Raw genomic sequence first — 14599 nt, 5'->3', positions numbered from 1 at the left:
GCTCAGGCCGTTGCGCCCACCGCCAGTGCCTTGACCAGGAACTCGATAAAGGCCCGGGTCTTCTGCGGCACCCGGCGCGACGAGGGGTAGACCGCGTTGATGCTGATCGCCGGGGCCTTCCATTCGCACAGCAGCGGGACCAGGGTGCCGGCAGCCAGGGCATCCTCGACGATAAAATCGGGCAGCAGGGCGATGCCCATGCCGGCTTGCGCCGCCTGAGCCAGCAGGTCGCCGTTGTTGGCGTGCAGCGGCCCGGTGACATTGACTCGCAGGGTTTCCTTGCCATTGCTCAGTTGCAGACTGACACCACTTTGCAGGTAGCCGTAGTTCAGGAATTGATGGCTGGTCAGGTCCTTCGGTGTCTGGGGTATGCCGGCCCGCGCCAGATAGGCCGGCGAGGCCACCATGATCCGTGGCGCGGGGGCGAGCAAACGGGCGACCAGGGAAGAGTCCGGCAGGCTGGCGATGCGCAGGGTGACATCGAAGCCGCCGCGCACCGGGTCGACTTGCTGGTCGCTGAGCACCAGTTGCAGTTCCACGTTCGGATGCTGCTGGTGGAACAGCGGAATCAGCGGTCCCAGCCGTCGCAGTCCGAAGGACATGGGCGCATTGACCCGCAGCACGCCGCGCAGCTCGCCGACGCCATCGCGGGCCCGTTGTTCGGTTTCGTCCAGGGATGCCAGCAGCTCGCGGGCTGCTTCATAGTATTCGGCGCCGGCCTCGGTCAGGTGCAGGCTGCGGGTGGTGCGTTGCAGCAGTTGCACGCCAATGGCTTCTTCCAGCGCCTGGATCTGCTTGCTGACTTTCGAGCGCGGCACATCCATAGCCCGGGCCGCGGCGGCAAAGCCATTGGCGCCGACGGTGGCGACAAACGCACGCATGCAGTCGATACGATCCATATTGTCTGTTTTCCAGAATCAATGCTCTGCGGATTCTAGGGCGTTGCCTGGCGCTTATCCAGCACCGGGGACGGCTTGCACCGTGGTTCTCTCGAGCGGGTGTTCCTGTAAAAAATTTCATCCTGCGGGGAACAGGCTGAAATGCGCCACTCGATAGGATGAGCCCAAGTCAGCAGGAACCCGTGCTGACGAACTCAAACTATTGGAGAGTGACTGATGAAATCCCTTAAAGCGTTGTTGATCGTAACCCTGATGACCGCCTCCGTTGCGGCCATGGCCGAAGGTGGCAGCGATAAGGTCATGGCGCGCATGGAAGCGGCACGTGATGTTTCCATGGCCCATTACCAACAGTCGGAAAAGGCCCAGGCCGTGGCAGCCGGTAAGCAGGCTGCGTCCGATAGCGTCGAACGCACCAATTGACGGTGGGCGTATGTGGTCGGGCCGAAAGGCCGACCGGTTCGCCCCACAGGCGTTTAACGCCTGGTGAGGGGCGCCGGGACTGTATCAAACGGGTCGCTGACTGGCCGTGTGGCAGCAGGACCCAAGGCGAGCAGTGTCCCGGGTAGCGGAGTAGCCGACTGCCCGGGTTGTTTTGGCGGCGAGTAAAGTACCGGTTACTGAGCCAGCAAGGCTTCCAGTTTTTCCTGATCCCGGGCGAACTGACGAATACCCTCGGCGAGTTTCTCGGTGGCCATGGCGTCTTCGTTGGAGGCCCAGCGGAACTGCGCTTCATTCAGGTGCAGGCGTGGTTCACCGGCTGCACCCGGCAGCAGTCGACGTTCCAACTGACCTTCGTCCTGAGCGAGCTTTTCCAGGAGGTCGGGGCTGATGGTCAGGCGGTCGCAACCGGCCAGTTGTTCGATCTGGTTGAGGTTGCGGAAGCTCGCGCCCATGACCACGGTCTTGTAGTCGTTGGACTTGTAGTAGTTGTAGATGCGCGTTACCGACTGCACGCCCGGATCGTCGGCACCACTGTATTCGTTGCCGGTGGACTTCTTGTACCAGTCGTAGATCCGGCCCACGAACGGCGAGATCAGGAACACCCCGGCGTCGGCGCAGGCCGCGGCCTGGGCGAAGGAGAACAGCAGGGTCAGGTTGGTCTGGATGCCATCCTTCTCCAGTTTCTCGGCGGTGCGGATACCTTCCCAGGTCGACGCCAGCTTGATCAGCACGCGGTCACGGCTGACACCGGCCTTGTCGTACAGCTCGATCAACTGGTGGGCCTTGCTCAGCAGCGCGGTTTCATCGAAGGACAGGCGCGCGTCGACTTCGGTGGAAATACGCCCGGGAATCGCCTTGAGAATGCCACTGCCCACGGACACCGCGAAATGATCGCAGGCCAGGCCCACATCGCCCTTGGCGTGGGCCACGGCGGCCTTGAGCAGGTCGGCGTAGCCTGGCAGCGCCGCGGCCTTGAGCAGCAGCGAAGGGTTGGTGGTGGCGTCGACCGGCTTGAGGCGGGTAATGGCGTCGAGGTCGCCGGTGTCCGCGACCACGGTGGTGAACTGCTTGAGTTGTGCAAGCTTCGAAGTCATGAGCGTCTCTGTCGGGAAGGGCGTGGATCCATGCACTGATTGAGTGCGGCTGAGGTGAAAAGTTCTGTCAGTCGAATACCTTCAAGAATGCCGCCGAAGCAGGGCTTTGTGCAACTCAAACTGTAGGACTGTTCAGGTTTGTGTCCCGGGCATCAGCGTGGCGATCAAGGCGCGTATGGTCCCGGGCAGGGCTTCGAGCTCGCGCACCAGGATGCTGCGCTCGCGAATGGCCCAGGGCTCGTCCAGGGCCACAGTCACCAGCTCCATGGTCCGGCTGTGCCGCACGGCGGCGGACTCGGGAATGATGCCGATGCCGACCCCGGCTTCGACCATACGGCAGATGGCTTCGAAGCTGGAGACCTGGATACGCAACGACAAGGTCTTGCCGAGCCGTTCGACATGCTCGCGCAAAAAGCTTAGCAAGGTGCTGCCTTCGTGCAGGCCGATATGCTGGAACGCCAAAGTCTGGCCGAAGGTCACCGACTGCTGCGCCGCCAGCGGATGCGCCACGGGTACGATCAGTACCAGGCGGTCGGTGCTGAAGTGCATCACCTGCAGGCCGCTGGCTTCCACCGGGCCGGCGATGATGCCCATATCGGTGGTACCGTCGAGTACGCCACGAACAATGTCCCGCGACAGGCGCTCCTGCAGGTCCACCGTCACCCCGGGGCGCTGGGAGAGGAAGCCGGCCAACACTTCCGGGAGGAACTCGGTCACCGCCGTGGTGTTGGCGAAAATACGGATATGCCCGGCGGAGTCGCCACCGTAGCGGGTGAACTCGCTTTTCAGATAGTCGACCTGGCGCATGATCAACCGTGCGTGTTGCAGCAACCGCTGGCCAGCCGGGGTGACTTCCACGCCACGGCTGTCGCGGTACAGCAGGCGAGTGTCGAGTTGCGCTTCCAGGGCTTTGATCCGCGCGCTGGCGGCGGCCGGCGAGAGAAAGGCGCGGCGGGCACCCTGGGTCAGGCTCGGCGATTCGGCGATATGGATAAAGAGGCGTAGATCCGCCAGATCGAAATGCATGGGGCGACTCCGCTCAGGGGTTGCGTGCAGGTGGGACGTTGGCGTTCAGCATAACTGAACGCCGGCTTATAGAAATGCAAATTCTCGGAACGGGCTGCGCCTTGCATCATCGGTTTATGACAACAACCGGCAAGGAGAAACCTTCCATGAGTGCGACAGACCTGAGTGCCTGGCTAGGACGGACCGAAGAAGCCCACGACCAATTGAGCCGCAACTTGCTCAAGCGTATCGCCGCGACCTTTGGCGAACCGGCTCCGGCCCATGGCGAGGCGCTGCCGCCGCTGTGGCAATGGTGTTTCTTCCAGGAGCCGCTGGCCGAGAGCCTGTTGGGCAGCGACGGCCATCCGGCCCGTGGCGGTTTCCTGCCGCCGGCGGACAATCGCAATCGCATGTGGGCCGGTGGGCGCCTTGAGTTCTTCGAGCAGCTGCGGGCCGGTCACGATGCGACCCGCTTGTCGACCATCAGTCATATCGAGGAAAAGCAGGGGCGCAGCGGCGCCTTGCTGTTTGTCACCGTACGGCATGAATACGCCCAGGACGGTCGGCTGGCGATTCGCGAAGAACAGGACATCGTCTATCGCGAACCGACGCCGCCCAAGCAAAGCAGCGGTGAGACGCTGACCCAGGGCGACTGGCGCGAAGCCGTGGAACCGACGCCGACCTTGCTGTTCCGCTACAGCGCCGTGACCTTCAACGGTCACCGCATCCATTACGACTTCCCCTACGTCACCGACACCGAAGGTTATTCGGGCCTGGTGGTGCACGGTCCGATGATCGCCACCCTGAACCTGCGGGCGTTCTGCAGGGCCAATCCGCAAGCGACCCTGCGGCGCTTCTCCTATCGCGGTGTGCGCCCGTTGATCGCCCCGCAACCCTTCGAAGTCGGTGGACGGATTCTCAGCCCCGGCGTTGCCCAGCTCTGGGCTGGCAACGCCAATGGCCTGGCCCAGCAGGCTGAAGTGCACTTCGACTGACAATAAAAAAGGCTATCACCTCCATGAATCCGAATAACAACGAAGAACTTAATGCCATTCGCGAGGGTGTTCGTGCCCTGTGCGCTGAATTCGATGCCGCCTACTGGCGCAAGATCGATGAAGAGAAGGGTTTCCCCGAAGCGTTCGTCAAAGCCCTGACCGACGCTGGCTGGCTGTCGGCAATGATTCCCGAAGAGTATGGTGGCTCCGGCCTGGGCCTGGCCGAAGCCTCGGTGATCCTTGAGGAAGTCAACCGCTGCGGCGGTAACTCCGGCACCGTGCACGGCCAGATGTACAACATGTTCACCCTGTTGCGCCACGGCAGCGAGGCGCAGAAACGCTTCTACCTGCCGAAGCTGGCCAGCGGCGAGTTGCGCCTGCAATCGATGGGCGTCACCGAGCCCACCACCGGCACCGACACCACCAAGATCAAGACCACCGCAGTCAAGCACGGCGACAAGTATGTGATCAATGGGCAGAAAGTCTGGATCTCGCGGGTCCAGCATTCCGACCTGATGATCCTGCTGGCCCGGACCACGCCGCTGGCCGAGGTGCAGAAGAAATCCGAAGGCATGTCGATTTTCCTGGTCGACCTGCGCGAGGCCATCGGCAACGGCCTGACCGTGCAACCGATCGCCAATATGGTCAACCACGAGACCAACGAGCTGTTCTTCGACAACTTGGAAATCCCCGCCGACAGCCTGATCGGCGAAGAGGGCAAGGGCTTTCGCTACATCCTCGACGGCCTGAATGCCGAACGCACGCTGATCGCCGCCGAGTGCATCGGCGACGGCCGCTGGTTTATCGAAAAAGCCAGCGCCTATGCCCGCGACCGGGTGGTGTTCGGCCGGCCCATCGGGCAGAACCAGGGTGTGCAGTTCCCGATTGCTGAAGCGCATATCGAGATCGAGGCCGCCGACCTGATGCGCTGGCGCGCCTGCGAGGAATACGACAGCGGCCAGAACGCCGGGGCCAGCGCCAATATGGCCAAGTACCTGGCGGCCAAGGCGTCCTGGGAAGCGGCCAATGCCTGTCTGCAGACCCACGGCGGTTTTGGTTTCGCCTGCGAATACGACGTCGAGCGCAAGTTTCGCGAGACCCGCCTGTACCAGGTGGCGCCGATATCGACCAACTTGATCCTGTCCTACGTGGCCGAGCACTTGCTCGAACTGCCGCGCAGCTTCTGAGGAACCGAGCATGAGCCATACCCAAGCCCTTTGCGAATTCCTCGCCGGCCTGCGTTACGAACAGGTGCCGCAAGCGGTGTTCGAGCGTACCGAAGAGCTGTTCCTCGACTGGCTGGCCTCGGCCCTGGCCAGCCAGGGCGCGCACCCGATTCCGCTGTTCGAAGCCTATGCCGGCAAGATGGGCCCGGCGGATGGCCCGGCGCGGATCCTGGTCAATGGCCAGGGCAGCTCGGCATATTTCGCCGCCCTGGTGAACGCCGCGTCGTCCCATCTGGTGGAGCAGGATGACTTGCACAATAGCTCCGTGCTGCACCCGGCCACCGTGGTGTTCCCGGCGGCCCTGGCGGCGGCCCAGGACCTGGGCAAGTCCGGTCGCGAGTTGCTGCTGGCGTCGGTAGCCGGCTATGAGGCAGGGATTCGTATCGGCGAGTTCCTTGGCCGTTCCCACTACCGGATCTTCCACACCACGGCCACGGTTGGCACCCTGGCGGCGGCCGTGGCCGTGGGCAAGCTGATGGATTTCGACCAGGAGCAATTTACCAACCTGCTGGGCAGTGCGGGTACCCAGGCCGCGGGGCTCTGGGAGTTCCTCCGCGATGCCGCCGACTCCAAGCAGTTGCACACCGCCAAGGCCGCGGCGGATGGCTTGCTGGCCGCCTACCTGACGGCAGACGGTTTGACCGGTGCGCGCAATATTCTCGAAGGCGACCAGGGGCTGGCCGCCGGTATGTCCAGCGATGCCGATCCGACGAAACTGTCCGACCGCCTGGGCAGCCGTTGGGCGTTGGTGGAAACCTCGTTCAAGTTCCATGCGTCCTGCCGTCATACCCATCCGGCGGCCGATGCGTTGCTGGAGCTGATGTGGCAGGAAGGCTTGGGCCATGAACAGATTCGGCACGTGGAAACCCGTGTGCATCAGAGCGCCATTGATGTGCTGGGACGGGTCAAGGTGCCGCAGAGCGTGCACCAGGCCAAATTTTCCATGGGCACCGTGTTGGGCCTGATCGCCGTGCATGGCAAGGCCGGGCTGCCGGAGTTTCACCAGCGGTCATTGACCGATCCGGCGGTGGCGACGTTTCGCGAGAAAGTCAGGATGACCTTGGACCCGGAAGTTGACGCTGCCTATCCCCAACGCTGGCTGGGCCGGGTGGTGGTCAGCACGGTCGACGGCCGCACGCTGTACGGCGCGATCGACGAGCCCAAGGGTGATCCTGGCAACAGTCTGTCGCGAGCCGAGCTGGAAGATAAATTCCGTCGTCTGCTGCAGTTCTCCGGTGCTCGCACGCCTGGGCAGGTCGAAGGTTTGATCCGCCAGGTCTGGGACCTGCGCAACAGCACTGACTTGAAGGAGCTGCGCTGATGAATACGGTAGCAGGCAATACCCCAGCACCGCGTCCGTTGGATGGCATCACTGTGATCAGTCTTGAACATGCCATCGCCGCGCCATTTTGCACGCGGCAACTGGCCGATCTGGGCGCCCGGGTGGTGAAGATCGAACGCCCCGGCAGCGGAGATTTCGCTCGTGGCTATGACGAGCGTGTTCGCGGCCTGGCCTCGCACTTCGTCTGGACCAACCGTTCCAAGGAAAGTCTGACCCTGGATCTCAAGCAGGACGCCGCCGATAACATCCTCCAGCAGTTGCTGGGCGAGGCCGACGTGCTGGTGCAAAACCTCGCACCGGGCGCCGCCGCCCGTATGGGCTTGTCCTTTGAGGCGCTGCACGAACGTTTTCCACGGCTGATCGTCTGCGATATTTCCGGTTATGGCGCAGGCGGTCCTTATGAGAAGAAAAAGGCCTACGACTTGCTGATCCAGAGCGAGGGCGGCTTTCTTTCGGTGACCGGTGGGGCGGGTGAGGATGAGTTGGCGAAGGCCGGCTGCTCGATCGCCGATATCTCCGCCGGCATGTACGCCTACAGCGGCATTCTCTCTGCGTTGTTGCTGCGGGAGAAAACCGGGGAGGGTAGCCGCATCGACGTCAGCATGCTGGAAAGCCTGGTGGAGTGGATGGGCTACCCGATGTATTACGCCTTCGACGGCGCCGCGCCGCCGCCACGGGCGGGCGCGGCGCACTCGACCATTTATCCCTATGGCCCGTTTCCGGCGGGCGACGGCGGCACGGTGATGCTCGGGCTGCAGAACGAACGTGAATGGGCGGCGTTCTGCGACAAGGTGCTGCTGACCCCGGAGCTGGCGGTGGACGAGCGCTTTTCGGCCAACTTCAAGCGTTCGGCCAATCGTGAGGTGTTGCGCCAGATCATCGTCGACAGCTTTGCCCGGCTCAGCACCGAGCAGGTGATTGCCCGGCTGGAAGAGGCGCAGATCGCCAATGCCCGGGTCAATGATATGCAGGGCGTGTGGGAGCACCCGCAGCTCAAGGCTCGGGATGGTTGGCGTGAGGTCGAGAGCCCGTCGGGGAAACTCCCGGCCCTGCTGCCACCGGCGCGCAATGCGGCGTTTGCGCCGCGGATGGATGCGGTGCCGGGGTTGGGCGAGCACACCGGGGCGATCCTTGGTGAGCTGGGCTTCTCCGCCGAGGCGGTGGAGCAGCTGCGGGTGGATGGGGTGGTCTGAAAATACGCCGCACACCTTGTAGGAGCCAGCTTGCTGGCGATGCGATCTGATAGCCGACATCTCTGCCGACTGAAAAACCGCCATCGCCAGCAAGCCGGTTCCTACAGGGATCGTGTATCGACGGTCTCCCGCGTCATATACAGAAAATCAAGGAATTCACTATGTCTCCATCCATTGCCCGCTCCGCGCTCTTTGTGCCCGGCAGCCGTCCCGAGCGTTTCGCCAAAGCCCTGGCCAGCGGCGCCGATGCTGTGATTGTCGACTTCGAAGATGCCGTCGAGGAACCGCTCAAGCGAATTGCCCGTGAGCATCTCGGGCAATTCCTCAGCGCCCATCCCCAGGCCCGGGTCCTGGTACGGGTCAATGCCCCGGACCATGCCGAGCACACAGCCGACTTGGCGTTCTGCAAACAACACCCCGGGGTCAGCGGCGTACTGCTGCCCAAGGTCGAGAGCGCGGCCCAGGTCGGCGCCGTGGCCGCGACCGGAAAACTCGTATGGCCAATCATCGAAAGTGCCCGAGGCCTGTTGAACCTCGCCGAAATCGCCAGCGCCCCAGGCGTCGAGCGCCTGTCCTTCGGCGGCCTGGACCTGGCCCTGGACCTCAATCTGAGCAGCGGCTCGGATGCCGCGCATTTCGCCCTCGACCAAGCCCGTCTGGCGTTGATCGTACATTCGCGCGCCGCTGGCCTGGTGGCACCACTCGACGGCGTGCATCCGGCCATCGATGACCCAGAGGGTTTGCACCGCTCGATCCGCCACGCCTATGAAATGGGCTTTGCCGGTGCGCTGTGCATTCACCCCCGGCAGGTGCCGGTGATCCACGCCGCCCTGGCGCCGAGCGCCGAGGACCTGGCCTGGGCTCGGCGCGTGGTGGACGCCGGCAGCGACGGCGCAGGGGCCTATCAGGTCGACGGGCAGATGGTCGACGCGCCGGTCCTGTTGCGAGCACGGCGTTTGTTGGCGCTGGCGTAGGCGATAACCGCCGCCAAAACAGGCCGTTCCCTACTTGGCAATCGGAGGTCCCGCCGTATTCAACCTTCGGTAATAAGCCCAGGGTTTACGGAGCGTTCACCTGAGCTGAACGCAGGTACTCAAAATTCGAAATTCTCTATACGCATGGCTTTAGGCAACCTGCCTACAACACAACAATAAGAAGGTGACTTACATGTTCAAGTTGACCCGGGCGCTGCTCTGCGCCGCCACCTTACTCGCCGCCGGCCTGGCCCAGGCGGCCGAACCCATCGTGATCAAGTTCGCCCACGTCGTCGCGGAAAACACGCCCAAGGGGCAGGGCGCGCTGCTGTTCAAAAAACTCGCCGAAGAACGCCTGCCGGGCCGGGTCAAGGTCGAGGTCTATCCCAACTCGTCGCTGTTCGGCGACGGCAAGGAAATGGAAGCCCTGCTGCTCGGTGACGTGCAGATGCTGGCGCCGTCCCTGGCCAAGTTCGAGCAGTACACCAAGCAGATCCAGATCTATGACCTGCCGTTTCTGTTCAACGACATGGCCGCCGTCGACCGCTTCCAGGACGCCCAGGGCAAGGTGCTGCTGAGCGCGATGCAGGGCAAGGGCATTCTCGGCCTGGCCTATTGGCACAACGGCCTGAAGCAGATTTCCGCGAACAAGGCACTGCATGTCCCGGGTGATGCCCGTGGTCTGAAATTCCGCGTCCAGGCGTCCAGCGTGCTGGAGGAGCAGTTCAAGGCGATTCGCGCCAACCCGCGCAAGATGAGCTTCGCCGAGGTTTACCAGGGTTTGCAGACTGGCACCGTCAACGGCACCGAGAACACCTGGTCGAACTATGAGAGCCAGAAGGTCAACGAGGTGCAGAAGTATTTCACCGAGTCCAACCATGGCCTGATCGACTACATGGTGATCACCAACAGCAAGTTCTGGGACGGCTTGCCACCGGATATCCGCAGCGAGCTGGACAAGATCATGGCCGAGGTCACCGTCGAAGTGAACAAGCAGGCCGAAGCGCTGAACCAGAGCGCCAAGCGGAAGATCGTCGATGCCAAGACCAGTGAAATCGTCGAGCTGACCCCGCAAGAGCGCGCGCAATGGCGCGAGGCGATGAAGCCGGTGTGGAAGAAGTTCGAGGGGGATATCGGCGCCGACCTGATCGACGCGGCGGACAAGTCCAACCAGCCCTGATCGGCGGCGTTTGGCTTGTGAACACCGACCCCCTGTAGGCCGATCAGGCGATGCAAGGCTCACGGGCCTCTTCGCGGGCAAGCTCCGCTCCCACAGGGGATTTGTGTCGAACAGCAAATTTGCATACGACACAAATCCTGTAGGAGCTGGCTTGCCAGCGATGGCGTCCGGATACGCGATGCAAGGCTCACGGGCCTCATCGCCAGCAAGCCGGCTCCCACAAGGGATCTGTGTTGAACACCCCATTTGCATACGACACAAATCCTGTAGGAGCTGGCTTGCCGGCGATGGCGTCCGGATACGCGATGCAAGGCTCATGGGCCTCATCGCCAGCAAGCTCCGCTCCTACAAGGGATCGTGTCCGGCTTTGATTGATCGGCATCGTGGCTCATGCCCCGGTCCTTCCTTTTCCCTCTCACGGAGTCCTACCCATGCAAACGCAACCGTTGCGGCGCATCTGGGAACATTTCGAGGAAGGCTTTATCGCCTTCCTGCTGGCGTCCATGACGCTGGTGACCTTTGTCTATGTGATGGCCAACAACATCTACACGCTGTTCTTCAACCTGGCCGACCGCTGGGCCTGGAGCAGCGGCTTCTTCAACCGCCTGGGCGACGCCACCATGACCGTGGCCCAGGACATGACCTGGAGCGTGGCCCTGACCAAGGCCATGTTCGGCTGGCTGATCTTCTTCGGTATCTCCTACGGCGTGCGCACCGCCGGCCACCTCGGGGTCGATGCCCTGGTCAAGCTGACCCCGCGCCCGGTGCAGCGCTACCTGGCGTTGCTCGCCTGCGCCTGCTGTCTGGCCTACGCCGGATTGTTCATGGTGGCCAGCTACAAGTGGCTGAGCGCGGTGCTCGCCGCCGGGATCGGCGCCGAGGACCTCGACCAGTATGGGATCAAGGTCGGCTATATCGTGCTGATCGTGCCAGTGGGCTTTGCTCTGGTGCTGATCCGCTACCTGGAAATCTTCTACCGCATTTTCACCCGTCGTCAGACCGGGCTGGGCCTGGCCGACGAAGCCGGCGAAGCGAGCAAGCTGGCGAGTGAACACAAGGAGCAGCACTGATGGCCGTTCTCTGTCTGTTTCTGCTGTTGTTCACCTTTATGTTTCTCGGTGTACCGATTGCGATTTCCCTAGGCCTGTCCGGCGCGGTGTCGATCCTGATCTTTAGCCAGGATTCCCTCAGTTCCCTGGCGATCAAGCTGTTCGAAACCTCGGATGCCTACACCTTCCTGGCGATCCCGTTCTTTCTGTTGTCGGGGGCCTTTATGACCACCGGCGGCGTGGCCAAGCGCCTGATCGATTTCGCCAACGCCTGTGTCGGGCATATTCGTGGCGGTCTGGCGATTGCCGCGGTACTGGCCTGCATGCTGTTCGCTGCTTTGTCCGGCTCCTCGCCGGCGACGGTGGCGGCGGTGGGTTCCATCGCCGTGGCAGGGATGGTGCGCTCAGGGTATCCGAAGGAGTTCGGCGCCGGGATCATCTGCAACGCCGGGACCCTGGGTATCCTGATTCCGCCGTCCATCGTCATGGTGGTGTACTCGGCGGCCACGGAAACCTCGGTGGGCAAGCTGTTTATGGCCGGGGTGATTCCCGGGCTGCTGTTGGGCCTGATGCTGATGGTGGCGATCTATATCGTGGCGCGGATCAAGAAATTGCCCGCCCAGCCCCGCGCGACCTTTCGCGAGTGGTTGACGGCGGCACGCCGGGCGTTCTGGGGCCTACTGTTGTTGGTGATCATCCTGGGCGGGATCTACAGCGGCCTGTTCACCCCGACCGAAGCGGCGGCGGTGGCGGCGGTGTATTCGGCGTTTGTCGCCTTGTTTATCTACAAGGACATGAAGATCCGCGACTGCCCGAAGGTGCTGATGGAGTCCGGTCGGCTGGCGATCATGCTGATGTTTATCATCGCCAACGCGATCCTCTTCGCCCATGTACTGACCACTGAGCAGATCCCGCAGCAGATCACCAACTGGGTGGTGTCCGAGGGGCTGACGCCGATCGGCTTCCTGATGATGGTCAACGTGGTGTTGCTGGTGGCGGGCAGCTTTATGGAGCCATCGGCCATTGTGCTGATCCTGGCGCCGATCTTCTTCCCGATTGCGGTGAAGCTGGGGATCGACCCGATTCACCTGGGTATCGTCATGGTGGTGAACATGGAAATCGGCCTGGTCCACCCACCCGTGGGGCTGAACCTGTTCGTGACCTCGGCGGTGACCGGGCTGAGCCTGGGGCAGACCATCCGCGCGGCGTTGCCGTGGTTGATGATTCTGCTGGCGTTCCTGATTCTGGTGACCTACGTGCCGATGATCTCGCTGACGCTGCCGCACTGGTTGGGTATGCCTTGATGCAGATTTGAAGTCGAGCGCGATTGTGTGGCGTTCCGACAAGCCCGCTCGCCACAGGATTGCGCCGGGCTTCAAATTTCCCACAGCAGCAGCGCTGGGTATCACTGGCCCGCTGGCGGCCGTTGCGGTGTCACCGAGGTGCCGAAGGTATTGCCCATGCGCACGCGGGTGGCGGCCGGCGTTGCCAGGCCCAGCTTGTTCGGGGCCTTCTTGCTGATATCGGGGTTCAGCGCTTCCTGGTTTTCCTGTCGCGCCTGGGTCTGCTCCGGGTCGCTCATCTGCTGGCTCAAGCAGTTGTAGTCCGGGGCCTTGTAGCCTCCGACACTGACGTCGATGCAGCCGACCGGTTGCGCGGTAGGCCCGGCGGCCAGGACCGGGTCGGAGAGCGCGGCGCTGACCAGCAGCAAGCCGGCGAGGATTGAAGGGCGTTTCATTGAAGCCTCCTGGCGACCCCGGGAGCGGGGTTTCTCTAGTCCTTTAGTCTAGAGCAAAGCTTTTTGCCACTGGGTGATGGTTTTTTTGCAGCGAACGTAACATCAGATTCATAAACAGCCCTCAGGATGACGATTTTCAGGAACACGTCAGCTGTGCAGGGACTTCGATCCGTGGCGGTGCGTCTGTCGTTCTTTCGCTCTCCCCTGGTGGGATGGGTCCTGGCCGGCTGGCTGCTGGCCGGGAGTTTGGCGTGCCTGGCGGCGGAACCGGTGCAGCTCGATCGTGAGGTGCGCCTGGACCTGGACATCGCCGCCCAGGACCTGGCCGGCGCACTGGACACCTTCAGCCGCCTGAGCGGCATGGCGGTGCTGGTGGACCGTGACCTGACCCGTGCGCGTCGGTCCTTCGCCGTGCATGGGCACTACCGGGCCAGCGAAGCCCTGGGTCTGTTGCTCACCGGCAGTGGCCTGATGGCGCGTTACACCCGCGCCGATGCCTTCACCCTGCAAGTGGCGCAAGTCAGCGAGCGACCGGCGGGCAAGGGCGGCGAGAGTTTGGCCGCGAAAGCCATGGCGAGCAGTTATGCCCGGGCGATCCAGGTGGCGATCGAACAGGCCTTGTGCGCGCTGCCGTTGACCCGACCGGGGACTTACCGGGCGGTGTTGCAGGTGTGGATCGGGCGTGCCGGCGAAGTCCAGTACAGTCGCCTGGTCAGTTCTACCGGAGATCTTCAGCGCGACGGGGCGCTGGTGGCACGCTTGAGCAGTGTGCGGGTCAGACGTCCTGCCCCGACCTCGCTGCATCAGCCGATAACCCTTCTAATAACGCCGAATTCAGCAGGAAGCAGCATGGAATGCACAGAGCGGGAAGGAGCCTGAGAGGTATGAAGAAGATCGGGCACAGTCCGATGGTCCGGTTGTTCCTGACCTCCTATGACGACTTCAAGGCGCGTTTGCGCCGGCGCCTGGGTTCCGAGGATCTGGCCAACGACGTCCTGCACGAAACCTATCTGCGGGTCGACCGCATGGAGACGCCGCTCAACCTCACCCAGCCCAATGCCTACCTGTACCGCATGGCGCTGAATATCGCCGCCGATCGCCGCCAGGCCGACGCCCGTTTGTTGACCGGCGAGGAAATCGAGGAGTTGTTGCAGGTCGGCGACGAAGCCCAGGATCCGGAGCGGGTCGTGGGCGGGCAGAAGGAGATTCAGTTGCTGCTCAGTGCCTTGTATGAACTGCCGCCGCGGCGCCGGCGGATTTTTATCGCCGCGCGCCTGGAGGAGGCGCCGCACCTGGAAATCTCCCAGCGATTCGGGATTTCCACACGGATGGTCGAGAAGGAGTTGAAGGCGGCCCTGGGGCATTGCGCGGAGCGTCTTGAAAGAAAAGTGATTCAGCGGTTCGGTCCCGGTGCGGGAAAACCGTCTAGGTAATAGACCAGCAAAATTTTCTTGAGTACCTGC

At 62.8% G+C, this 14599-nt stretch carries 15 protein-coding genes; 11 read left to right on the top strand and 4 right to left on the bottom strand.

The annotated features are described in order from the left end of the window. Positions 1-2 precede the first annotated feature (2 nt). Positions 3-899, bottom strand: coding sequence for a LysR family transcriptional regulator (locus tag AC07VG_RS01190; protein ID WP_495000988.1), 897 nt, complete (start codon positions 897-899; stop codon positions 3-5). 216 nt (positions 900-1115) lie between these two features. On the opposite strand from AC07VG_RS01190, the gene AC07VG_RS01185 reads away from it, so the two are divergent. Beyond that, complete coding sequence (locus tag AC07VG_RS01185) at positions 1116-1319, top strand: co-regulatory protein PtrA N-terminal domain-containing protein (RefSeq protein ID WP_495000987.1); 204 nt, start codon at positions 1116-1118, stop codon at positions 1317-1319. A 194-nt stretch (positions 1320-1513) separates the two neighbouring features. Here the strand turns inward: AC07VG_RS01185 and tal are convergent, their stop codons facing one another. Both tal and AC07VG_RS01175 read right to left on the bottom strand, forming a co-directional pair. Beyond that, the gene (gene tal, locus AC07VG_RS01180; protein WP_495000986.1) at positions 1514-2434 is read right to left on the bottom strand and encodes a transaldolase; all 921 of its coding nucleotides are present in this window, start codon (positions 2432-2434) and stop codon (positions 1514-1516) included. A 132-nt stretch (positions 2435-2566) separates the two neighbouring features. Continuing rightward, positions 2567-3460 (bottom strand): LysR family transcriptional regulator, encoded by an 894-nt coding sequence (locus AC07VG_RS01175; RefSeq protein ID WP_495000985.1) that lies wholly within the window; start codon positions 3458-3460, stop codon positions 2567-2569. 146 nt (positions 3461-3606) lie between these two features. On the opposite strand from AC07VG_RS01175, the gene AC07VG_RS01170 reads away from it, so the two are divergent. The 8 genes from AC07VG_RS01170 to dctM all read left to right on the top strand — a co-directional run bounded on the left by AC07VG_RS01170 (position 3607) and on the right by dctM (position 12702). After that, the gene (locus AC07VG_RS01170) at positions 3607-4434 is read left to right on the top strand and encodes an HTD2 family dehydratase (RefSeq protein WP_495000984.1); all 828 of its coding nucleotides are present in this window, start codon (positions 3607-3609) and stop codon (positions 4432-4434) included. Between the two features lie 23 nt (positions 4435-4457). Continuing rightward, positions 4458-5621, top strand: coding sequence for an acyl-CoA dehydrogenase family protein (locus AC07VG_RS01165; protein WP_495000983.1), 1164 nt, complete (start codon positions 4458-4460; stop codon positions 5619-5621). 10 nt (positions 5622-5631) lie between these two features. Beyond that, positions 5632-6981, top strand: a complete 1350-nt coding sequence (locus AC07VG_RS01160; protein WP_495020300.1) for an MmgE/PrpD family protein — start codon at positions 5632-5634, stop codon at positions 6979-6981. Further along, the gene (locus tag AC07VG_RS01155) at positions 6981-8195 is read left to right on the top strand and encodes a CaiB/BaiF CoA transferase family protein (RefSeq protein ID WP_495020299.1); all 1215 of its coding nucleotides are present in this window, start codon (positions 6981-6983) and stop codon (positions 8193-8195) included. Before AC07VG_RS01160 ends, AC07VG_RS01155 begins: the two co-directional genes overlap by 1 nt. 161 nt (positions 8196-8356) lie before the next feature. Next, a complete protein-coding gene (locus tag AC07VG_RS01150) occupies positions 8357-9169 on the top strand; it encodes an HpcH/HpaI aldolase/citrate lyase family protein (RefSeq protein ID WP_495000980.1) in 813 nt (270 codons plus the stop codon). A gap of 193 nt (positions 9170-9362) precedes the next feature. Beyond that, positions 9363-10349, top strand: coding sequence for a TRAP transporter substrate-binding protein (locus AC07VG_RS01145; RefSeq protein WP_495000979.1), 987 nt, complete (start codon positions 9363-9365; stop codon positions 10347-10349). Positions 10350-10780: 431 nt separating this feature from the next. Continuing rightward, positions 10781-11419: a TRAP transporter small permease gene (locus AC07VG_RS01140; RefSeq protein ID WP_495000978.1), complete on the top strand. Its 639-nt coding sequence runs from the start codon at positions 10781-10783 to the stop codon at positions 11417-11419. Beyond that, the gene (gene dctM / locus AC07VG_RS01135; protein WP_218222936.1) at positions 11419-12702 is read left to right on the top strand and encodes a C4-dicarboxylate TRAP transporter large permease protein DctM; all 1284 of its coding nucleotides are present in this window, start codon (positions 11419-11421) and stop codon (positions 12700-12702) included. Before AC07VG_RS01140 ends, dctM begins: the two co-directional genes overlap by 1 nt. A gap of 101 nt (positions 12703-12803) precedes the next feature. On the opposite strand, the gene AC07VG_RS01130 is transcribed toward dctM, so the two are convergent. Beyond that, positions 12804-13136: a hypothetical protein gene (locus AC07VG_RS01130; RefSeq protein WP_495000977.1), complete on the bottom strand. Its 333-nt coding sequence runs from the start codon at positions 13134-13136 to the stop codon at positions 12804-12806. 153 nt (positions 13137-13289) lie between these two features. Between AC07VG_RS01130 and AC07VG_RS01125 the strand changes: the two genes are divergently transcribed. Together AC07VG_RS01125 and AC07VG_RS01120 are read left to right on the top strand one after the other, a co-directional pair. After that, positions 13290-14015, top strand: coding sequence for a TonB-dependent outer membrane receptor (locus AC07VG_RS01125; protein ID WP_495020298.1), 726 nt, complete (start codon positions 13290-13292; stop codon positions 14013-14015). 5 nt (positions 14016-14020) lie between these two features. Continuing rightward, complete coding sequence (locus tag AC07VG_RS01120) at positions 14021-14569, top strand: RNA polymerase sigma factor (protein WP_495020297.1); 549 nt, start codon at positions 14021-14023, stop codon at positions 14567-14569. Positions 14570-14599: the final 30 nt, after the last annotated feature.

The organism is Pseudomonas sp. GW821-FHT03C07 (assembly GCF_059420925.1).
This window is presented reverse-complemented; position numbering and strand designations above follow the sequence as displayed.